Origin of the sequence: Pseudonocardia kujensis (genome assembly GCF_021283305.1) — a bacterium.
Classification (GTDB): Bacteria; Actinomycetota; Actinomycetes; order Mycobacteriales; family Pseudonocardiaceae; genus Pseudonocardia; species Pseudonocardia kujensis.
Map to the genome: position 1 here is coordinate 97432 of NZ_JAJSOK010000003.1, position 21053 is coordinate 118484.

The window sequence follows — 21053 nt, forward strand, 5'->3', positions numbered from 1 at the left end:
ATGCGTCGGTACGCAGGCTCGCCCGCTCAGCGGTCCGACCGTTCGACCGATGGTACCCCTGGGTCAACCGGGCGTGCAGCTCTTTCGATCAGACCATTGTAGGTGCGACCAAATCCGTGGCGCCGTGCCATCCGGACGACGGCGACCGACGGAGGGACGCAAGCATGACGATCGCGGCACCGCCGGACCACGTCTGGACGACGGCCCAGCTGACCGAGTCGCTCCGCGCCCGCAGCGGCCTGGCCGGGGACGCGGAGGTCGTCGGCGGAGCCGCCGGTGGCAAGGCCATCATCGTGCTCAACCCCGCGAGCCGTCGATGATCATGCGCGACACAGTGCTCCGCCTGGCAGGTCGGTGGACGAACCGGCCGTCGCCCCGGACACGATCAAGGCCAGCGGCGCGCCTGCCCGAGAATGTTCTGAGCGGCCTCCTCGCCGTCGCGCGTGATGGCCATGGTGGCCTCCCGAAGGCGGAGTAAGCGGCCCACCCGGTCCACAGGGCGAAGCCGCGCCAGCGGCCCAGCTGATCTCGCCGTCTGGCATTGACCGGGCAGCTCGCTTCGCCTAGGTTTTCACCGAACGATCGGTCGAAACTGTCGGGAGCGCGCGGCATGCACATCGAGTTCGTCGACCAGACACTGCGCGACGGGCAGCAGAGCCATTGGGGCATGCGGATGCGTGCTTACGAGGCCGCCGAAGCGCTATCCGACATCGCCCGCACGGGCTTCCGTGTCGTCGACCTCACCGGCGCGGGGATGTTCACCGTGCTGCTCCGCGAGTACGCCGACGATCCCTGGGCCACCACCGACTTCCTCGTGAACGGGTTGCGTGGCAACGAGTTGCGATCCGGGCTGCGCACGATCAGCGTGATCGGCTTTGCGCACACGCCGGAGTGCATCATCGATCTCTGGGCACAGACGCTGATCAAGCACGGGGTCACCAGCTTCTGGCTCTACGACTGCCTCTTCGACCTGCCCACCATGCGCAGGCTCTCCGAGGTGATCACCGCAGCGGGCGGCACAGCGGTCCCGGCTGTGATGTACGGCCTGACCAGCGTGCACGACGACGCCTTCTTCGCCGCCAAGGCGAAGGAGATGGCGTCGTGGCCGGGTACGCAGACGCTCTATGTCGAGGACGCGGCCGGCGTCCTCAAGCCGGAGCGTGCGGCGACCCTGCTTCCCGCGATCCGCGCCGCGACCGGCGACATCCCGCTCGAGCTGCACTGCCACTCCACCACGGGGCTCGCCCAGCACAACTACATCGAGGGGATGAAGGCCGGGTTCACCTGGCTGCACACCGCGTCCCGCCCCCTGGCCAACGGCGTCTCGCTGCCGTCGACGGAGAGCATGGTGACCGTCGTCGAGGCACTGGGTCACACGCACTCGCTCGACACCGACCGATTCGCACCGGTGGCCGAGAACTTCGCCCGGGCCGCGCGCGCCGAGGGACGCCCGCTGGGCGAGGTCGCCGAGTACGACCCCCGCGTCTACCACCACCAGGTGCCCGGCGGGATGATGGGCACCCTGCGCAACCAGCTCGCCACGCACGGGATGGCCGACCGGCTCCCGCAGGTCCTCGACGAGATCCCCCGGGTCCGGCGCGAGCTCGGCGAGCCGATCATGGCGACACCGTTCTCCCAGTTCGTCGGCATTCAGGCCGTGCTCAACGTCGTGACCGGCGACCGATACTCGATGGTCCCGGACGAGGTCGTGCACTACGTGCTGGAGCACTACGGCCCACTGGCAGCCCCGGTCGACCCGGCCGTGAAGGACCGGGTGTTGTCGAGCCCCCGCGCCCGACAGCTCGCCACCTGGGAGAGACCCGCGCCGAGCCTCGCCGAAATCCGCAAGCGCTACGCCCCAGGCATGAGCGACGAGGAGCTCCTGCTGCGCTTCATGACCTCCGACGAGGAGGTGGATCGGATGCAGGCAGCGGGCCCGATTCGCACCGACCCCCGGTGGGCCTCTGCGGCCATCGTGACCGAGCTGGAGGACCTGATCGCCGAGCGCGCCACTCTGACGTCGGTCTCGGTGAGCCGCCCCGGCCTGCACGTCGCCCTGAGCCGGAGGGGCCAGTGACCACGATCCCGCAGGTTCGTACCGCACTCGACCGCTCCATCCTCGGGCCGGAGAACCCGGCCGTCCCGTTCGACCACCCCTTTCGCGCCGAGTTCGCGTCATGGCTCGCCGAGCACGTTCCGGCCGGGCCCGCACCCGAGGGCGAGGACGCGTTGTTCGCGCAGCGTCGCGACTGGCAGGCCACGATGCACCGCGGCGGGTGGGCCGGGCTCACCTGGCCCCGAGAGTACGGCGGCCGGGCCGACGGGCCGCTGACCCAGCTCATGGCCTACGAGGAGCTCGCGCTGCATCGCGCTCCCGAGCCTGCCAACACCCCAGGGATGATCCTGCTCGGCCCCACACTGATGCAGTTGGGCACCGAGGAGCTCAAGCAGCGTTTCCTGCCGCGGATCCTGTCCGGCGAGGACCTGTTCTGCCAGGGCTTCTCCGAGCCGGACTCCGGCTCGGACCTCGCCTCGCTGCGCACGCGGGCCCGGCTCGACGGTGGCTTCTGGGTGATCGACGGCCAGAAGATCTGGACGACCTTCGCCGACCGCGCCGACTACTGCTTCGTGCTCGCCCGCACCGAGCCGGACTCCGTCCGGCACCGCGGACTGACGCTGTTGATCTGCCCCACCGACCAGCCGGGCGTCACGATCCGGACGATCGAGCAGATCAGCGGCGACCACGAATTCGCCGAGGTCTTCTTCGACGGCGTCCACTGCCCCGCGAGCTGGGTCGTCGGCGAGCCGGGGCAAGGGTGGTCCGCCGCGATGACGCTGTTCCAGTTCGAGCGCGGCGATCCTGGCTACACGGATCACGCGCGGTTGCTCGTGGAGCTGGTCGACGCGCGCGATGCCGTGCGGGCGGCGGGTGCAAGGGTCTCGCAGCCCGCGCGCGCCGACCTCGGCGGACGTGCAGTGGACCTGTGGCGGCGCTGCCAGGAGCTGCGCGCCCTGAACGTGCGGCTCGCCCTGCTCGCCGAGGCCGGTGGTCGGATCGCGGAGACCGGGTCGGTCACCAACCTCGTCTGGGGCGAGCTCGCGAAGGACGTCGCCGACCTCAGCGCCGACGCGGCCGAGCTCACCGGGACGGACCTGCGGGTCGCCATCCATCATCGGCTCGCCTCGCGCGCCAAGTCCATCTACTCAGGCACTACCGAGATCCAACGCACGGTGATCGCCGAACGACTCCTGGGGCTGCCCCGATGACACGCGCGCTGCTCACCGAACCCTTGAACCACGACGACGACGCCGTCGAGATCCGCGCGGTCGTGCGGCGGTTCCTTGCCGAACGACAGCCGGGCGAGACCTTGCGCGCGCTCTGCCGGACGGACTCCGGATATGACGGCAATGTGTGGGCCGAGACGGCCGAGATGGGCTGGCCCGCTCTCGCCCTGCCCGAGGACCTCGGCGGAGCGGGTTACGGTCCGTCCGAGTTCGCTGTCCTCTGCGAGGAGCTGGGCCGCGGGGTCGCCGTCGGTCCGCTGTTGGCTTCAGCGGGCTTCGCTCTGCCCGTGCTGCTGGGCTGCGAGGACCCGGTGGCGCGGGATCTCGTTCGAGCGGTCGCCGCCGGCTCCCGGATCGCGGCGTTGGTCGACGACCCGACGTCCACCCTCGACCGCGCTGCGGACGCCCTCACCGGCACAGCGAGCCGAGTTCTCGACGCCGGGTCTGCGCACGTCCTCGTCATCGCGCGCGGGGAGACGGTGCTGATCGCAGACACCACGGCGGCGGGGGTCGCAACCACCAGAGTGCCCAGCACCGACCCCTCCCGTCGGATCTTCCGGGTGACGTTCGACAGCACACCCGTCACGGAGTTGGCCGCGACACCGGACGCAGTCGCCCTGGCCCGAGCGACGGCAGACATCAACCTCGCCGCGACCCACGTCGGCGGGGCGGCGCAGGCGTTGGACATGACGCTCGAGTACCTCGGCACCCGGCATCAGTTCGGCAAGCCGATCGGGAGCTTCCAGGCGCTCAAGCACAGGATGGCCGACGCCGCCGTCGCAGTGAGTCTGGCGCGTGAGCTGGTGCACGGAGCCGCGGCGACGGTCGGCCGCGGCTCCCCCGCCGATGCGACCCTGGCGACGCGTACTGCGCTGATAGCTGCGGCGCAGGCCGCTCAGGAGGTGACCGAAGAAGCGATCCAGCTCCATGGCGGGATCGGGTTCACCGAGGAGCACGACATCGGCCTCTACTACCGCCGGGCCGTCGCCGACCGCGACCTACGAGGGCTTCTCGTCGACCACCGGGCCGAGCAGGTCGCCGCTCTGGGCTGGGGCTGAGCCCGGCTACGGTGGTCGATCACGAACCGGGAGGGTACGACGTGGCTGAGCAGGGCGGAGCGGACGCGGCGGGCCGGCGGACCTATGTCCAACGCAAGGCCCGCACCCGGGACTCCGAGGTGCTGGAGAAGGCGATCGGCGTCTTCTACCGCAAGGGTTTCGCCGCCACGTCCATCCAGGACCTCGCCGACGAGCTCGGCATGCTCAAGAGCAGTCTCTACTACTACATCTCCTCCAAGGAGCAGCTGCTCCGACGGATCTTCGAGGACTCGCACGCGGGCGCGATGGAGGTCGTGGCCCGGGTCGAGGCGCTCGAGGCCCCGCCGCTGGAGCGCATCCACGCGTACCTGCAGCAGTACGCGGAGTGGTTCCTCACCAACTCGGAGCGCGCCTCGCTCTACGCCCGCGAATGGCGCTACCTGACCGGGGAGTTCTACGACGAGGTCGTGGCGCAGCGCGCGTACTACGACGACGTCCTGATTCGCCTCATCGACGAGGCGAAGGAGGCGGGTGACGTCCCCCCCGGGCTGTCCACCCGCTACGCCACGTATTTCGTCCTCGGCTCGCTCAGCAGCATCAACGACTGGTACCGCCCCTCTGGTGCCGATGATCCCCAGACCATCGCGACGGTGTGGGCCGACATGGGCATGCGCCTGCTGACCCACCCGGACGACCCCAAGGAACTTCCGACGCCCGCTCCGCGCCGCCGTCGAAAGCCCTCACCTTCGAGGAAGCCCGAATGACACTCGTCAGCACCGAGCTGCGTGGCCGGACCGCCGTCCTGCTGCTGGACAACCCACCGGTCAACACCGGCACCCACGCGCAGCGCGCAGCACTGGCCGGCGCGCTCGCGGATCTCCCCGCCGACCTCGACGGCGTCGTGATCGGCAGCGCGGGCCCACACTTCTGCGCGGGATCGGACCTCCGCGAGTTCGACCGCGAACTCGCCGACCCCCAGCTGCCCGACGTGATCGCCACGATCGAGGCGCTGGCCGTTCCGGTCGTGGCTGCGGTGACCGGGCTCGCCCTCGGCGGCGGTCTGGAACTCGCCCTCGGCTGCGACCTGCGCCTCGCCGATCCCCGCGCGCGGTTCGGATTCCCCGAGGTCTCCTTCGGCATGCTCCCCGGCGCCGGCGGCACGGTACGCGCACCGCGCCTGGTGGGCGTGCCTGCCGCCGTCGATCTGGTCACCTCCGCGCGGCAGGTACCGGCGGACGAGGCACTCGCCCTGGGCCTCGTCGACGCCGTTGTCGCCGCCGAAACGCTGCTCGACGAGGCCGTCGCCCGAGTGCGCGCCCTGCGCAGGAGACGTCGGACGCGCGACCTTCCGGTCGATGCGGTCGAGGTCGACCTCGACGCCACCCTGCCTAGCCGCGCTCGACCGAACGTCCGTCGCGCGGCGGAGACGGTGGTCCGCGGGGCCGGGATCCCCTTCGACCAGGCTCTGGCCGAGGAACGGGCGCTGTTCCACGAGCTCCGTCGCAGCGAGGAGGCGCAGAACCTGCGCTACCTGTTCTTCGCGCGCCAGGCCACGGCGAAGGACCTCCGCGGCCCGGGGACAGCCCGACGAGTGGAGTCCGTCGGGGTCATCGGAGCCGGGACGATGGGCGCAGCCCTGGCCAGGACCTTCGCAGCGAAGGGACTGGCCGTCACGGTCGTCGACACGAACGAGGACGCCCTCGCCCGCCTACCGGACGGAATCAGCCGATCCCCCGCCCTGAAAGAGCTCGCCGGAGCCGACCTCGTGATCGAGGCCGTCTTCGAGGACATGGCGGTGAAGCAGGAGCTACTGAGCGCCGTCGAGCCGCTGCTCCCACTGCGCACCGTGATCGCGTCCAACACGTCCTACCTGGATCTGGACGAGATGAGCGCGGGCCTCGCGCGACCCGAGCGCTTCGCCGGCCTGCACTTCTTCAACCCACCGGACCGCAACCCGCTCGTCGAGGTCATCCGCACCGCCCGCACGGACGACGACACCGCCGCCACGCTCGCCGCGGTCGTGGCGACACTGGGCAAGACGGGCATCCCGGCAGGCGTCGGCGACGGTTTCGTCGGCAACCGTGTCTACGCGGACTACCGGGCACAGGCCGAGTTCCTGGTCGAGGACGGCGCCTCTCCTCAGGACGTCGACACCGCGTGCCGTGGGCTGGGTTTGGCCGTCGGGCCGTTCGCCGTGGCGGACATGTCCGGGCTGGACATCGCCTGGGCGCGACGCAAGCGCCTCGCACCCACCCGCGATCCTCGGCAGCGCTACGTCACGATCGCGGACGCCCTCTGCGGGGCGGGCAGGCTCGGGCGCAAGACCGGAGCGGGCTGGTACCGCTATTCGGAGAACGCCCCACGAGGCGAAGCCGACCCGGCAGTCGACGTGCTGATCGACGAGGCTCGGGCGAAGGCCGGTGTCAGCGCGCGCCGGGTGAGCGGCGAGGAGATCCGCCGGCGGGTGCTCGGGTCGATGATCGCCGCTGCGGCGGCGGTCGTCGCCTCCGGTGTCGCCCGACGTGCTTCGGACGTCGACGTCGCCCTCACCGAGGGCTTCGCGTTCCCCAGATTCCTCGGTGGCCCGATACGCGCGCTCGCTCGCCGTCCCACCGACGAGGTCGTGGAGACGCTCGCCGCGGTGTACGCCTCCTGCCCGGTCACGTTCGCGCTGCTCGAACCCGCGTCCGACGGGGCCCTCCCGACCGCCGTCGCCGCCTTGTTCGACGAGGTCGCACCCACTGTTGAAGGAGCTCGATCATGACCTCAGCTGTCTGGGGCGGGGACGTCTGGGAAGGTCCTGCGGCCTGGCCCGCCTCCGGTGCGTCCCGCGTCTACGATCTCGCCGTCCGTCTCGAGGAGGGGATGACGCAGCACCCGGCGCATCCGAAGTTCCGCTACGAGCTCGTCCAGAAGCACGGCGACCACGTCTACCCCGGCGGCATCACCGCGGCGATGGAGCTGATGAGCATGCCGGGGCACTGCGGCACGCACGTCGACTCGCTCGGCCACGTCGCGCTCGACGGGTGCATCTCCGATGGGCGGGACGTCGCTGCCGCCCAGTCCACGGCCGAGGGTGTGCCGGTGGGGTCCGTCGAGGAGCTGCCGCCCCTCGTCGGGCCGGGGCACCTGGTCGACGGCACCGAGATCTACGGGCGGGAGATGACCCACGAGGACGGCTTCCACGCCGACACCCTCGAAGGCTGGTTCGCCGACCGGCCGGCCCCGGAGCCGGGCTCGATCGTCCTGTTCCGGACCGGGCGGATGCTGCACTGGGACGAACCGACGCGATACCTGGGCACCGGGTTCGGCGTGCCCGGGGTGTCGATCTCCGGTGCCCGCTGGCTGACCGAGCGAGGGATCCGAGCCGTCGGTGCGGACACCGCGAGCTTCGAGCACAAGCCGGAGTGGACCGTGCCGTCGATGAACGTGCACGTGCACTTCCTGGTCGAGGCGGGCGTCCCGATCATGGAGTCGGTCTACCTGGAGAAGCTCGCCGCCGACCGGGTCTACGACGGCTTCTTCTTCACCGCCGCCCCCTTGCGGATCAAGGGCGGCACCGGCTCTCCCATCCGGCCGCTGGCGGTCGTCGGGCTGTGAGTAGCCCGGGAGCTGGAGCGAGGAACGACGTGGCCGGGTCGTGGTGGCTCGCTGGTCGCGCCCGCCGATGAGCTACTTCACCGACGCGGGTCTCGCGGACCTGGACGCACGGCTCGACCGGTGGGTCGCTGAGGACGTCGGGGCGGTGGTTCTCGCGGGCGGGGTCCCCGGCCGGTTCATCACGCATTTCGACGCCGACGAGGTCCTGACCTCGCAACGCGCGATGGACCCGATCACGGCGCCGGAGCGCGGTGGGGTCGCGCAGGCCCTCACACTGCGGCTGCACGACCTCCCGTTCCCGGTCATCGCGGCGCTCAACGGCGACGCGATGGGGTGGGGCTTCGAGCTCGCCCTCGCCGCCGACGTGCGCGTGGGTGAATGGGGTGACCACCGGCACGGGCTGATCGAGGTCCGGCTCGGGATCGTGCCCGGCGCGGGCGGCCTCACTCGCATGGCCCGGCTGGTCGGGACCGGTGCTGCGCTCCTACACGGGCTTTCCGCGACGCCACTGTCCCCGCAGGAGGCCTACGAGCTCGGCCTCGTCGAGGCGCTCGCCGTCGGCGCCGCCGTGGCGCATGCCGAACGCATGGCTACGATGCCCCGAACGGCGGTGGCGATGGCCAAGCGGCTGGTGCACCGCGGCGCCGGACTCTCGCTCCGCGCCGCCTTGGAACAGGGCTCGGAATGCGCGTTCCGTGCCAAGCTCGGCGCCGATTCCGCCCCTGCGCTCGAGGCGTATCTGCAGGTTCCGCCGGAGCACCGGCGGGTCTGGCTGCAGGCCGATCCGGTCGGGGGAGTGGACCCCGTGTGACGACGGGGCCCACTCCGTCATTGATCAGCCGAAGTCGTTGTACTCGACGAGCAGACCGTCGGCGAACCGCAGGAAGGTGGCGAGCTCGAGGCGGATCTCCTCGCCCGCCGGGCCGAACCCCGGGATGTCGACCTTGGGGTTGGCCACGAACACGTGGCGGACGACGACGCTGTCCGGGCCGGTGACCTGCAGGTTGATCCGGCCCTCGAAGTGCTTGTCCGGCATGACCTGACCGGCGCCGGTGAACATCTCCATGGCCGCCGCCTTGTCCTTGGCGTGCGCGCCGCGGTTGTGGTGGGTGATCTCCACGTCCTCGGCGAGGGTGGCGGCGATGCGGTCCAGGTCGCCGCTGTTGTAGGCCTCGATGTAGGCCTCGGCGAGGGCCGTGACGTCGTTGTCGCTCATGACTTCTCCTTCTGGTTGGGGTCCAACGTGTCCAGTAGCCGCCAGTCGTCCTGACGGCCCAGGTGATAGGGCAGGAACTGCGATCCGGGCACCTCGGCTGCGGGCACGCAGGTCGCGCGGAGGTCATGAACCTGGTACTCCGCGCCCAGCACCTCCAGGACGGGGATCTCTCCCACCGGGTCGTGTGGGCCGGAGCGCAGGGTGACCGTGCCGGTGCCTGTGGACCGGGTGTCGAGGCGCGTCGCGAAGGTGGTCCGGGTGAGGACCGCGGGGCCGTCGAGTGATCGGCCGTCCGCGGTCGTGCGGGCGCGGTAGTTGAAGGCGAGCCTGGTCGTCTCGGACGGGCCCGCCTCCGCGTCGAGGGACGCTCGCAGGGACACCAGCCGGACGCCGCTGCGCTCGATCCAGCCGTGGACCTGCGCACCTTCGCGGACCAGCTCCGAGATGCCGAGCTTCTTCGGCTCTCCGAACACCTCACGGCCGAACAGCACGGCGGGCTCGGAGTCCATCCACATCCCGACGGCGAACCCACCCGGGTCGCCTGTATGGACCGCGGCCAGCGCCACACTGCCGCCTGCGTAGTCGCCCACGCAGTTGCTGCGCCACGACCCGACGGCGGCGACGGCGAGCGGCTCTTCGGCCGGCTCGAGCGGCGGCGGCAGCAGCCTGCAATACACGTCCGGATCGGTGCGAAAGCGCACCTGCAACTGTTCACCGACGAACCGAGGTGTGGCGAGGGCGTCGGACGGAGGTCGCAGGAAACTCACAGCTCCACCAGCACCTTTCCGACGTTCCCGCCGCCGAGCAGATCCGCGAATGCAGCGGGCGCAGCGTCGAGCCCGTGGTGCACCGTCTCGGGGTAGACGATCGAACCCGTCGCGAGCCACTCCCGCATCCGCTCCCGGAACTCCCCGAGCCGGTGCGGGTACATCCGCGCCATGAAGCCGCGCAGGGTGAGGCCGCGAGCCACGGCGTTGAAGAGGTTGGTGGGGCCGGGGACCGGCTCGTCGTAGCCGGCGATCGCACCGCAGAGCGCCACCCGCCCGCCCGGCCGCAGCAGGTCCAGGGCGGCCTCCAGGTGGTCGCCGCCGACGTTGTCGAAGTAGACGTCGATGCCGTCCGGCGCCACCGCGGCCAGCAGCGTCGCGACCGGCCCGTCCCGGTAGCAGAAGGCCACCGATGCGCCGAGCGCACGGACGTGCCTCACCTTCTCCGCGGTCCCCGCGCTGCCGATCACCTCGTGCCCGAGCAGGGCGGCGATCTGCACGGCGAGCCCGCCCACCGCACCGGCGGCTCCGGACACGAAGACCCGGTCGCCGTCGGTGAGCGCGGCGACGTCGTGCAGCCCGACCCACGAGGTGAGCCCGACCCAGCCGAGGGGGCCCAGGTACCACCGCGCCGGCACGTCGTCGGGAACCCGCTCGGGGCGCAGGGTCACAGGCCCCGGCCCGGCCTCGTCGAGGAGGGCGTGCTCACGCCAGCCGGAGCCGTGCATGACCAGATCTCCCTCGGCGAAGGCGGCGGAGCGAGAGGCCACGACGGTCCCCACCGCCCAGCCCGCGAGTGGCTCACCGATGGCGAAGGGCGGCAGGTAGTCGTCCGAGCCCCCGGACATGCGGACCCGCATCGACGGGTCGAGCGACATCCAGGTGTTGCGCACGACGAGCTGGCCGGGTCCCGGATCCGGCACCGGGACCTCGACGAGGCCGATGTCGCCGTGACGCAGGCGACCCTCCGGCCGTCGGATCAGGACCCCCTGTCGCGAGGTCACGACCGTCGCGCCGAGGGGGGCACCTCGGCGGTGGGCGTCTTCTGTGCCCGCTGTACGGGGTTCACGAGACCGACCGGGTTGTATCCGGTCTCGTCCCAGACATCGGGCAGCCGGGTGAGCACCTCCTCCGGCGTGGGGTCGAGGCTGAGCTCCGCACCCACGGTCTGCCCCAGGAAGAACCGGCTGACCTGACGGCCCGCGGCGGCGACGACCTCACCGGTGAAGTCGCAGCGGGGGTGGGCCAGCAGCAGGAGGACCGGAGAAACCTGTTCGGCGCGGAAGTCCCGTTCGAGGACCTCGCGGCGCTCCGGGGGCACGTCGGGCGCGCTGGCGTAGAGCGGCGTCCAGGCCGTCGGTGAGATCGCGTTGACCGCGATGCCCACCTTCTCGCCCTCCACCGCGAGGGCCCGGGTCATGCCCAGGACGGCTCCCTTGCAGGAGGCGTAGGCCGCGCCCCGGGGATCGCCGAAGAAGGCACCTCGCGAGACGGTGTTGACGATCCTGCCGTAGCCCTGCTTCGCCAGGTGCGGCCAGGCGGCCCGGTTGATTCGCCAGGTGCCGCGTAGGTGGATGTCGACCATGAGCTCGAACTCGTCGTCCGGGTAGTCGGCGAACTCGTGGAACTGCACGACACCGGCGTTGTTGACAACGATGTCTAGGCGGCCGAACACGTCGAGGGCGTGCGCGACGAGGTCTGCGGCACCGCTCGCGGCCCCGATGTCCGAGGTGTCCGCGACGGCCTCGCCGCCCGCCGCGACGATGACCTCGGCGGCCTCCTCCGCAACCGGTGTGAGGTCCTCGTGACCAGGCCTGATCCGGTTGTTGACCACGACCTTCGCCCCCCGCTCGGCCAGCAGCCGGGCGTAGGCGTTGCCGAGCCCGCGCCCGGCACCGGTGACGACGGCGACCTGGCCGTCGAGTCGGAGCTCCATCAGCGTCCTTCCCAGAGGGGGGCGCGCCGCTCGGCGAACGCCGCCAGCCCCTCCGCCCTGTCGTGGCTGGTCGCGTACTGCTCGATCGGCTCGTAGCGGGTGGACAGCGCGATCTCCAGCGGCCATCCGACCCGGGAGAGCGCCGCGTCCTTGGCGGCCTGCGCGGCGAGCGGCGAGCACTCGGCGATCCGCTCCGCCCAGCGGTCCGCCGCGGCATGCAGCTCCGCAGCCGGGACGACCTCGTTGACGAGTCCGTGCGCGAGCGCATGGTCCGCCGTGAGGTGCTCGCCGGTGAGGATCATCCCCATCGCGACGCGCTGCGGGAGCTGACGGACCGCCCGGTGCACCGGCCCGACCTCGGCGAGATTCCCGATGCGGGCCTCGGTGATCCCGAAGCGTGCCGTGTCCGCTGCGACGATCACGTCACCACAGACGGCGAGCTCGAACCCGCCGCCGAGCGCGTAGCCCTGTACCGCACACACCAGCGGCGTGCGCAGGGTCCGGAGAGGCCCTCCGACGCCGGTCAGCCCACCGCCGAGGGCGATCCGGGGCCGCGCCCCCTCCTCGCGCACGTCCCCGCCCGCGCAGAACGCCCGGTCCCCCGAGCTGCGCAGGACGATCACCCTGACCCCGGGGTCCGGGTCCAGCACATCCCAGATCCGCGCGAGCTCGAGGTCCATCGCCACCGTGACGGCGTTGAGGGCCTTCGGCCGGTCGATCGTGACCCGGGCGACGTGCCCCCAGTGCTCGACGAGCAGGTCCTCCATCAGAGCAGCTCGAAGATGGTGGCGTTGGCCTGGCCACCGCCCTCGCACATGGTCTGCAGTCCGTAGCGGATGTCGTTGCGGCGCATGTGGTGCAGCAGCGTGGTGGCGATGCGGGCGCCGGAGCCGCCCAGCGGGTGGCCCAGGGCGATCGCGCCTCCGTTCGGGTTGAGCAACGCGTCGGGGGCGCCGGTCTCGGCCTGCCACGCCATCGGCACCGACGCGAAAGCCTCGTTCACCTCGAAGGCACCGATGTCGTCGATGGTCAGCCCGGAGCGCTTGAGCGCCTTCTCGCTCGCCGGGATCGGGCCGGTCAACATCATGATCGGGTCCGAGCCGGCGAGGACGGCTGTGTGCACCCGCGCGATCGGCCGAAGACCCAGCTCCGCGGCCCGCTCCGAGGTCGTCATGAGCAGGGCGGCGGCGCCGTCGGAGATCTGCGAGGCGTTGCCCGCGGTCACCACACCGTCCGGGCGGAAGGCGGGCTTGAGCTCGGCGAGCTTCTCGACCGTCCCGCCGCGGCGGATGCCCTGGTCCCTGGCCACGGCCTCTCCGTCGACATCGATGGGGGCGATCTCGTCGTCGAACAGGCCCGCGTCCTGGGCGGCAGCGGCCCGGGCGTGGCTGCGGAGTGCGAACTCGTCGAGGCGGGTGCGGGACAGGTTCCACTTCTCGGCGATCATCTCCGCGCCCTGGCCCTGGTTCGGGACCACGCCGTAGCGTGCGGCGAACCGGGGGCCGAGCGGGTCCTGCCCGTTGGCGGAGGAGCCCATGGGGATGCGGGTCATGGACTCGACGCCGCCTGCGACGACGGCGTCGTACTGGCCCGCGATGAGCCCGGCCGCTGCGGAGTGGATGGACTGCTGCGACGACCCGCACTGCCGGTCGACGGTGAAACCCGGGACCGACTCGGGCCAGCCCGCCGCGAGCACCGCGTTGCGCGCGATGTCGAAGGTCTGCTCCCCGATCTGGGACACACATCCCCAGACGACGTCGTCGACCATGGCCGGGTCGATCCCGGATCGTGCCGCCACCGCCTCCAGGACGTGCGCCGACAGGTCCACCGGATGGACGGCGGCCAGGGCGCCGTTCCGCTTGCCGACGGCGGTCCGTACCGCCTCGACGATCACGGCATCACGCACGGGATGGTCCTCTCAGGATTCGGCGCGGCCCGGGCGCGGGCCGCGAGCGATGGCCCAGACCGACACCAGGCCGATCGCGGCCGCGAGCATGACGAAGAAGGCTGGTGAGGTCGGGTTGCCGGTGGTCTCGACGAGCCACACGCAGAGGGCGGGCGCGGTGCCGCCGGCGATGATCACGCCGAGGTTCCAGCCCAGGGACGTGCCCGTGAAGCGGATAGCCCGCGGATAGATCTCCGGCGAGAGCGAGTAGCCGGTGACCTGCAGGAACGCACTGTTCACCATGATCGCGAGGAAGGCCACCCCGGCGAGCGCGAGGCTGCCGAAGCCCATCAGCCACATCGCGACCCAGGTGACGGCCAGGTACCCGACCATGCCGATCGCGCCGAGTCTCGGCAGGTCGACCCGGTCGCCGAGGCGTCCGACGGGCAGCATCAGCAGCGCGGTGATCATGACGACGGCGGTGGTCACCCAGTACACGGCGGTCTTCGGGTACTCGAGCCGCTGGATCAGGTGGATGCTCACGTAGGTGAGGCCGAAGTAGGCGGTGCCGTTGACGGCCGCGGAGAGGCCGGCGCCCTTGAGGATCGCGCGCCAGCCGACCCGGATCACGTCGAGCAGCGAGGTCTTCTTGCCGTCGATCTTCGCGACCGGGTGCGCCTCGCCGGTGATCCGGCGGCGGATCAGGAAGCAGACGACCGTGAGTGGTAGCGAGAGCAGAAACGGGATCCGCCAGCCCCACTCGGCCATCTGGTCCGCGGTGGTGAGCGCGGATGTCAGGCCGGCGATGGCGGCGGCCAGGCCGAACCCGAACGTCGCGCCCGCCGGGTTGAACGCGCCGAAGCGTGACTTGAACCGGTCCGGCGCTGCCTCGGAGACGAAGGTGGCCGCGCCCGCGACCTCGGCGCCGACCGAGAAGCCCTGCACCAGGCGTAGCACGATCAGCAGCACGGTGGCGGTCACGCCGATCGTGGAGGTGGTGGGCAGCAGGCCGATGAGCGTGGTGGCCACTCCCATCAGCAGGATCGTGGCGACGAGCACCTTGCCGCGGTCGACCCGATCTCCGACCAGGCCCAACGCGATACCGCCGAGCGGCCGGGCCAGGTACGCGGCGGCGAACACCATCAGGGTGAGCAGCAGCGAGACGACGGGATCGTTGTTGGGGAAGAAGAGCGGGGCGATGAAGACGGACAGGTAGCCGTAGGAGCTGAAGTCGTAGCCCTCGATGAGGGTGCCCGCGCCGCCCGCGATCGCGGCGCGGCGGCTGTTGCGGGGCGGTGCGGCGGTGTCGGGAGACGCGGCGGGGCCGCCCTCGGGCTCGGAGATCGTGGCGTCGGTGGCCATGGGGTTCCCTCTCGGCACTGAGCAACACTGAACAACACTGAACAGGGACGTCCGGTTGGGACGAACAGCATGTGCCCCGGCGGTCCCCGAACCGCCGGTCGGAACTACAACAGGGCGATCGCGTTCGCCGGCGAGCTGACGCCACCCGGGATCGGCAGCGGCACCCCCACGAACAGGAACTCCGCACGGCCGTGCGCCGCGCAGGCGGCGGCCAGGGCATCCAGGTCGAGCAGCTCGGCCAGGGCGAAACCCAGGGCCGGGATCAACCGCCGGTGCAGCGACCCGTCCTCCCGGGCTCCCGGACCCCGCTCGACGGCCGGGTTGTCGACGGCGACCGCGGCGACGCCGGTGTCCCACAGGAACCGGGCGGTCGACTCGGCGCCGGACAGACCGGCCCACGCCTTCACCGCCGACGGCATGTCGTCCCCCGCGGCCTGGCGCCTGCGGTACTCGGTCGTCCAGCCGAACCGGAGCACCAGGACGTCGCCACGCCTCAGCTCCACATCGGACTTCGCGGCGATCGCGGCCAGGTCCTCCGCCGTGACGGCCTGGTTGTCGAACGGGTCGATGTCCATGTGCGCGGCGACGTCCAGGAGCACCCCGCGCCCGACGATGCCACGGGCGGCCCAGTGGTGGATGCCCAGGGCCGAGGCTGCCTCGGCCTGGTCGGTGAGCCCACCGAACCAGCCGTGCTCACGTGCCCGGACGTGCCCGAGGCCGTCCCACTGCGAGGACGCCTGCGGGTTGAACGCGTCGAGGGTGTCCTCGAAGGTGTTGCGGTCATGGGCGTACACGGTGTGCGCGGTCGCCGGTCGGCCGAACAGCGGTGGGTCGAAGGAGTCCAGCGCGAGGTTCAGCGGGAACGCCTCGCCGGTGCGGACCAGGCCTGCCGCGCGCACGACCTGCTCCGGCGCCAGCCGGAAGAGCGTGCCCAGCGGCGCGGGGAGCACGTCCCAGGCGTGCCGCACGCCGAGCTCCCCCAGGAGGGGCAGCTCGTCGTAGCGTGGCTCGGTCACCGCGTTGCTGGGCGACCTCGCTGGCTCGGTCACCGGGCCACCTCCTTCTCCCGGTCCCACGCCGCCCCGACGCCCTCGCCGCGCAGCGCGTACTTCTGGATCCGGCCGGTCTCGGTGCGCGGGAAGTCCTCGCGGAACTCCACGTACCGCGGCACCTCGTGCTCGGCCAGCCGACCGCGGGCCCATTCGACGACCTCCGCGGGCTCCAGCGTGGCGCCGGGCTTGAGCACGACGAGGATCTTCACGTCGTCCTCGGACAGCTCCGAGGGAACCGCGACCGCGGCCGCCTCCTGGATGTCCGGGTGCGCGGTGATCGCCTTCTCCACGAGGAACGACGAGATGTTCTCCCCGCGGCGGCGGATGGTGTCCTTCATCCGGTCCACGAACACGTGGTAGCCGTCCTCGCGCCGGTAGCCGGCGTCGCCGGTGTGGAACCAGCCGCCGCGCATGGCCTCGGCGGTCTTCTCCGGGTCGCGGAAGTACTCCGTCATGAAGGCGCCGGGGATCCGGGTGCGGGCCAGGATCTCCCCCGTGACACCGGGCGGGCACTCCAGGCCCTGCGGGTCGACGATCTTGACCTCGTCGTGGTCGATCGCCACACCGATGGTCCCGGAGCGGGTGTCCGACACCGGGTTCTTGCAGGCCATGGTGCCGGTCTCGGTCAGCCCGTAGCCCTCCACGATCTGAAGCCCGAAGCGCTCCTCCAGCTTCCGGTGCAAGGCCTCGGGCACGGGCGCGGCCGCCATGAACCTCAGCCGGTTGCGCTGCTCGACCTCGTCGGTCGGGCGCTTCTCCATCAGCGTGAGCATGGAGCCGAGCAGGTTGGTCACCGTCGCACCGGACTCGTCGATCCAGCCCCAGAAGCGCGACAGCGAGAACTTCCCGTTCAGCGCCACCCGGCCGCCGCAGACCAGCGCCGGCATCACGGTGCACTGCTGGGCGTTGCAGTGGAACAGCGGCAGGCAGGTGTGCAGCACGTCGGAGGAGTCGAGCCCGTAGTGCTTCACGAAGTACCGACCGGTGTTGAGGTAGCTGGTGTGCGAGAGCACCACCCCCTTGGGCGGGCCAGTGGTACCGGAGGTGTAGATGATCGACATCGGGTCCAGCAGCCCGATCTCGACGTCCGCGGGCGTGCCGGGGACGAGCAGCTCGGCGGCCGGGGTGACGACTCGCCAGGCCAGCTCGGGCAGCGGGTCGATCCGGTCGAGGTTCGCCACGAGCTCGGCGTCGACCACGATGCCGACGGCGCCGGAGTGCTCGAGGGTGTAGTGCAGCCCCTCCCCCACCGACGAGGCGTTGACCGGCACGGACACCGCACCGGCGCGGGCGATGCCGAAGAAGACGTACAGGAACTCCAGCGAGTTCGTCATCAGCATCGCGACCCGGTCACCGGGTCGGATGCCGCGGGACTGCAGCGCCGCCGCCACGTTGCCCGAGCGCTCGTGCAGCTGCGCGTACGAGACGCTCTCCCCCTCGAACGTCACGAAGGTGCGGTCGGTGTGCTCGGCGGCCCGCGCGGCGATCAGCGCGGGCACGGACCCCGCGGGCAGTGTGAAGCCCGCGACCACAGTCTCGACGCCGGAAGTCATCGGTTCCTCCTCCCGAGCCGGATCTCGAAGCCCGGCCGGGACACGTGCAGGGACGTCACCGAGCGCTGCTCGGCGATCAGGTCGACCAGCTCGTTGACCACCGCGTTGGCTGAGCGCCGGGGGTCGGTGCGGATGGGGCCGGCCTTCTTCATGGTGTCCACCTCCTCGTCGGAGGTCATGTAGCGAAGCAGCAGCTCCTCGTCGGAGAGGCCCTTCGGGAAGCCCCGTCGGATCTCGGAGATGCTCGGTTGCGGCCGGACCCAGTCCGCCAGCGCCTTGGCCCGGTCGCTGGTCAGCACCTTGTCCGCGACCTCGGGGTCCAGCGGGTGTGCGAGCGGGCCGTAATGCTCCAGGGCGTAGTGCACGACCTCGTCGGGGACGAGCTTGTAGCGCTCCCCCGCGACGATGTTGAGCACCGCTTGGATGCCCACGAACTGGGAGAACGGGGTGGCCATGATCGGGTGCCCGAGCTCCTCGCGCACCCGCGGGATCTCGGCGAGCACCTCGTCGAGCCGGTGGGCCATGCCGTGGGTGGCCAGCTGGTTCTTCAGCGTGCCGGTCATTCCGCCGGGGAGCTGGTGCTGATAGATCCGCGGGTCGTACTCCGCGACGGCGCCGGGCTCGAAGCCGGCGTCGCGGGCGGCCCACTCGAAGTTCTCGGCCACCGGGGGCAGCCGGTCGAGGTCGAGCCCATGGGACAGGCCCATGCTCTCCAGGATCGGCAGCATTCCCTCGGTGCTCGGCAGCGACGGCCCGTTCGCCATCGGCCGGGACGCCGTGTGCAGGATCGTGAACCCGGCCTTGAGGCCCTCGATGTAGTTGTGCTGCGCCAGCCCGGTGCTCGCGTGACAGTGCAGTTCGAGCGGAATGGTGCCGGTCGCCGCGCGGATCGCCGGCAGCAGGGTCGCTGCCCGCTCCGGCTTCAGCACTCCGGGGGCGTCCTCGACGTAGATCGTCTCGACGCCTTCCCAGTTCGACATCTCCTTGGCCCTGGCGGCGAAGAACGCGTCGTCGTGCACGCCGGTCAGCCCGTACATGATCGACGGGACCGCCTTGCCGCCCGCGGCCTGGATGACGTCGACCAGACGCTTCATGGTCGGCATGTCGTAGAGGCAGTCGTAGATCCAGAAGCTCGTCACGCCGTGGCGGATCAGCGTCTGCACCCACAGATCGATGATCGCGTCGGGGGCCTGGGCGAAGCCGATCACCGCGGTGGTCCGCATGCCGGCGCGTACCTCGCTGGTCGGCAGGTTGTGGACGAGGAAGTCCGTGGACTCCCACGGGTCGTCCGCGAACTCACGCAGCAGCACGGTGAACATGCCGGGTCCGGTCAGGTCGACCGTCCGGAAGCCGGTCTTATCGAGGTGCGGCAGCGCGTCCGCGGCCTGGTAGGCGCGCATCCGCAGGCCCCACAGGCTCTGCTGACCGTCCCGCAGGGTCTGGTCGACGAACTCGACGTCAGGCATCGAGGTACTCCTCCTCCAGCCAGCGCGTGGTGACCGGGCCCGCCCGGAACTCCGGTGTCTCCAGCACGGCGAGCTGCAACGGGATGGTGGTCTTGATGCCCTCGATGCGGGCGCCACGCAACACCTTGATCATCTTCTCGACGGCCTCGGCGCGGGTCGGCGCGTGACAGATCACCTTCGCGACGAGCGAGTCGTAGAAGGGCGAGACGACCGCGCCCGGGTGGGCGAAGGTGTCGATCCGCACGCCTGTGCCCTGCGGCAGCGCCCAGCGCGTGATCGTGCCCGGGGTGGGCAGGAAGTTCCGCTCCGGGTCCTCGGCGTTGATCCGGATCTCCACCGCGTGCCCATCCAGCACGACGTCCGCCTGTGTGAAGGACAGTGGCAGCCCTGCGGCGACGCGTAACTGCTCGCGGACGATGTCGATGCCGGACACCATCTCCGACACCGGGTGCTCGACCTGGACGCGCGCGTTGACCTCGAGGAACACGAAGTCCCCGCGGTCGACGTCCACGAGGAACTCGACGGTGCCCGCGCCGACGTAGCCCAACTCCTCGGCGAGCCGCACCGCGGCGCTTCGGATCTCCTCCGACAACGCCGTGGGCAGATCGGGGGCCGGGCCCTCCTCGACCAGCTTCTGGTGCCTGCGCTGGGTCGAGCAGTCCCGGTCGCCGAGGTGGCAGACGGTGCCGTGGGCGTCGGCGAGGATCTGTACCTCGACGTGGCGAGCCTTCGCGACGTAGCGCTCCAGGTAGAGCCGCCCGTCCCCGAAGGCCTGCTCGGCCTCGCGGTGCGCGGTGTCGAAGCGGGCGCCGATCTCGGCGGCGTCCCGGATGATCGACATGCCGCGCCCGCCGCCGCCCGCCGACGCCTTGAGCATCATCGGCAGCGACCCGCCCGTGTCGAGCACCTCGGCCAGGGCCTCCTCCGCCTCGGCCCTGCTGGTCAGTGGCGTGCTGCGCCCACCGATCGGGATACCGGCCTTCTCCGCGACCTCGCGGGCGGTCATCTTGTCCCCCGCCCGCCGCATGATGTCCCCGGACGGGCCGACGAAGATGATGTCGTTCTCGGCGCAGGCGTCCGCGAGCTCGGGGCGCTCGGAGAGGAACCCGTAGCCCGGGTGCACCGCGTCGCAGCCCGTGGACAGCGCCGCCTGCACGATCCGGTCGATCGCCAGGTAGCTCTGCCCCGCCGCGGCCGGACCGATGAGGACGGTCCGGTCCGCGAGCTGGGCGGCCTGGGAGTCGACGTCGGCCTGCGAGACGGCCAGCACGGTCTCGATACCCTCGTCGAAGCAGGCGCGCAGGATCCGCAATGCGATCTCCCCGCGGTTGGCGACGAGGACGCGGTTCAGCCGGTCAGGCATCAGGCCGGATCGCCACCAAGGGCGTCCCGAACTCCACGTGCTCGGCGTTGGCGGGGAACACCGCCGTGACCGTGCCCGCGACGTCCGCCACGACGTTGTTCATCAGCTTCATGACCTCGACGATGCCGATGGTGTCGCCCACCGCGACGGTCGAACCCACCTCGACGAAAGGCGGCGCGCCCGGGGAGGGCGAGCGCCAGAACACGCCGACGCTCGGCGCCGTCAGGACGTGGTCGTCGGCCGACGGCGTGTCCTGCGGCTGCGGCTCCGCCGGGGCGGCGTGGGCCGGCGCGGCGGGCGCGACCGCGGGAGCGGGGGCCGCCGCGGCGGGAGCCGGTGCGGGTGCGGCGAGGGCCGGGGCGTTGGCCACGGCGACCGCACCGGCCGCGCCCGGGGCGGGCAGGTCGTTGCGACCCACGGCGATCCGGACGTCGTCCACGACGATCTCGGCCTGGTCCCAGCTGGACTTGTCGAGCGCGTCGAGGACGCGCCCGATGTCGTCGGGGGTGAGTGGCATGACGCTCCTTCGCG

20 protein-coding genes are annotated in these 21053 nt (G+C 71.3%); 8 read left to right on the forward strand and 12 right to left on the reverse strand.

The genetic code is table 11. The annotated features are described in order from the left end of the window. The first annotated feature begins 164 nt into the window (after positions 1-164). The 8 genes from LWC35_RS03490 (at position 165) to LWC35_RS03525 (ending at position 8733) form a co-directional block, all read left to right on the forward strand. A complete protein-coding gene (locus LWC35_RS03490) occupies positions 165-320 on the forward strand; it encodes a hypothetical protein (RefSeq protein WP_232868412.1) in 156 nt (51 codons plus the stop codon). A gap of 290 nt (positions 321-610) precedes the next feature. Next, a complete protein-coding gene (locus LWC35_RS03495) occupies positions 611-2077 on the forward strand; it encodes a hydroxymethylglutaryl-CoA lyase-like TIM-barrel protein (protein ID WP_232868413.1) in 1467 nt (488 codons plus the stop codon). Beyond that, on the forward strand, positions 2074-3267 hold the full coding sequence (locus LWC35_RS03500; protein WP_232868414.1) for an acyl-CoA dehydrogenase family protein: 1194 nt from the start codon (positions 2074-2076) through the stop codon (positions 3265-3267). The genes LWC35_RS03495 and LWC35_RS03500 overlap by 4 nt, the downstream gene beginning before the upstream one ends. Further along, positions 3264-4343 (forward strand): acyl-CoA dehydrogenase family protein, encoded by a 1080-nt coding sequence (locus LWC35_RS03505; protein WP_232868415.1) that lies wholly within the window; start codon positions 3264-3266, stop codon positions 4341-4343. Before LWC35_RS03500 ends, LWC35_RS03505 begins: the two co-directional genes overlap by 4 nt. A 41-nt stretch (positions 4344-4384) precedes the next feature. Then, positions 4385-5086, forward strand: coding sequence for a TetR/AcrR family transcriptional regulator (locus tag LWC35_RS03510; RefSeq protein ID WP_232868416.1), 702 nt, complete (start codon positions 4385-4387; stop codon positions 5084-5086). After that, entirely contained in the window at positions 5083-7086 is a 2004-nt protein-coding gene (locus tag LWC35_RS03515; RefSeq protein ID WP_232868417.1) for a 3-hydroxyacyl-CoA dehydrogenase NAD-binding domain-containing protein, read from the forward strand. Before LWC35_RS03510 ends, LWC35_RS03515 begins: the two co-directional genes overlap by 4 nt. Further along, positions 7083-7922, forward strand: coding sequence for a cyclase family protein (locus tag LWC35_RS03520; protein ID WP_232868418.1), 840 nt, complete (start codon positions 7083-7085; stop codon positions 7920-7922). The genes LWC35_RS03515 and LWC35_RS03520 overlap by 4 nt, the downstream gene beginning before the upstream one ends. Before the next feature lie 43 nt (positions 7923-7965). Beyond that, positions 7966-8733 (forward strand): enoyl-CoA hydratase/isomerase family protein, encoded by a 768-nt coding sequence (locus tag LWC35_RS03525; protein WP_308194451.1) that lies wholly within the window; start codon positions 7966-7968, stop codon positions 8731-8733. Between the two features lie 24 nt (positions 8734-8757). Here LWC35_RS03525 and LWC35_RS03530 read toward each other — a convergent pair whose 3' ends face one another. The 12 genes from LWC35_RS03530 to LWC35_RS03585 form a co-directional block, all read right to left on the reverse strand. After that, positions 8758-9138 (reverse strand): nuclear transport factor 2 family protein, encoded by a 381-nt coding sequence (locus LWC35_RS03530; RefSeq protein WP_232868420.1) that lies wholly within the window; start codon positions 9136-9138, stop codon positions 8758-8760. Next, positions 9135-9905 carry an acetoacetate decarboxylase family protein gene (locus LWC35_RS03535; protein WP_308194452.1) on the reverse strand — a complete coding sequence of 257 codons (771 nt, stop codon included), beginning with the start codon at positions 9903-9905 and terminating at the stop codon, positions 9135-9137. The genes LWC35_RS03530 and LWC35_RS03535 overlap by 4 nt, the downstream gene beginning before the upstream one ends. Then, positions 9902-10909 carry an NADP-dependent oxidoreductase gene (locus LWC35_RS03540; RefSeq protein ID WP_232868422.1) on the reverse strand — a complete coding sequence of 336 codons (1008 nt, stop codon included), beginning with the start codon at positions 10907-10909 and terminating at the stop codon, positions 9902-9904. The genes LWC35_RS03535 and LWC35_RS03540 overlap by 4 nt, the downstream gene beginning before the upstream one ends. After that, the gene (locus LWC35_RS03545) at positions 10906-11841 is read right to left on the reverse strand and encodes an SDR family NAD(P)-dependent oxidoreductase (RefSeq protein ID WP_232868423.1); all 936 of its coding nucleotides are present in this window, start codon (positions 11839-11841) and stop codon (positions 10906-10908) included. The genes LWC35_RS03540 and LWC35_RS03545 overlap by 4 nt, the downstream gene beginning before the upstream one ends. Further along, positions 11841-12608: an enoyl-CoA hydratase-related protein gene (locus LWC35_RS03550; RefSeq protein WP_232868424.1), complete on the reverse strand. Its 768-nt coding sequence runs from the start codon at positions 12606-12608 to the stop codon at positions 11841-11843. The genes LWC35_RS03545 and LWC35_RS03550 overlap by 1 nt, the downstream gene beginning before the upstream one ends. Next, positions 12608-13747, reverse strand: a complete 1140-nt coding sequence (locus tag LWC35_RS03555; RefSeq protein ID WP_232868425.1) for a thiolase family protein — start codon at positions 13745-13747, stop codon at positions 12608-12610. The genes LWC35_RS03550 and LWC35_RS03555 overlap by 1 nt, the downstream gene beginning before the upstream one ends. A 12-nt stretch (positions 13748-13759) precedes the next feature. Further along, entirely contained in the window at positions 13760-15088 is a 1329-nt protein-coding gene (locus LWC35_RS03560; RefSeq protein ID WP_232868426.1) for an MFS transporter, read from the reverse strand. A 104-nt stretch (positions 15089-15192) separates the two neighbouring features. Further along, positions 15193-16137 carry a cyclase family protein gene (locus tag LWC35_RS03565; RefSeq protein ID WP_232868427.1) on the reverse strand — a complete coding sequence of 315 codons (945 nt, stop codon included), beginning with the start codon at positions 16135-16137 and terminating at the stop codon, positions 15193-15195. Then, the gene (locus tag LWC35_RS03570; RefSeq protein WP_232868428.1) at positions 16134-17693 is read right to left on the reverse strand and encodes an ATP-dependent acyl-CoA ligase; all 1560 of its coding nucleotides are present in this window, start codon (positions 17691-17693) and stop codon (positions 16134-16136) included. Before LWC35_RS03570 ends, LWC35_RS03565 begins: the two co-directional genes overlap by 4 nt. Then, entirely contained in the window at positions 17690-19159 is a 1470-nt protein-coding gene (locus LWC35_RS03575) for a hydroxymethylglutaryl-CoA lyase-like TIM-barrel protein (RefSeq protein ID WP_232868429.1), read from the reverse strand. Before LWC35_RS03575 ends, LWC35_RS03570 begins: the two co-directional genes overlap by 4 nt. After that, positions 19152-20522 (reverse strand): acetyl-CoA carboxylase biotin carboxylase subunit, encoded by a 1371-nt coding sequence (locus tag LWC35_RS03580; RefSeq protein ID WP_232868430.1) that lies wholly within the window; start codon positions 20520-20522, stop codon positions 19152-19154. The genes LWC35_RS03575 and LWC35_RS03580 overlap by 8 nt, the downstream gene beginning before the upstream one ends. Continuing rightward, positions 20515-21039, reverse strand: a complete 525-nt coding sequence (locus LWC35_RS03585) for an acetyl-CoA carboxylase biotin carboxyl carrier protein (RefSeq protein WP_232868431.1) — start codon at positions 21037-21039, stop codon at positions 20515-20517. The genes LWC35_RS03580 and LWC35_RS03585 overlap by 8 nt, the downstream gene beginning before the upstream one ends. Positions 21040-21053: the final 14 nt, after the last annotated feature.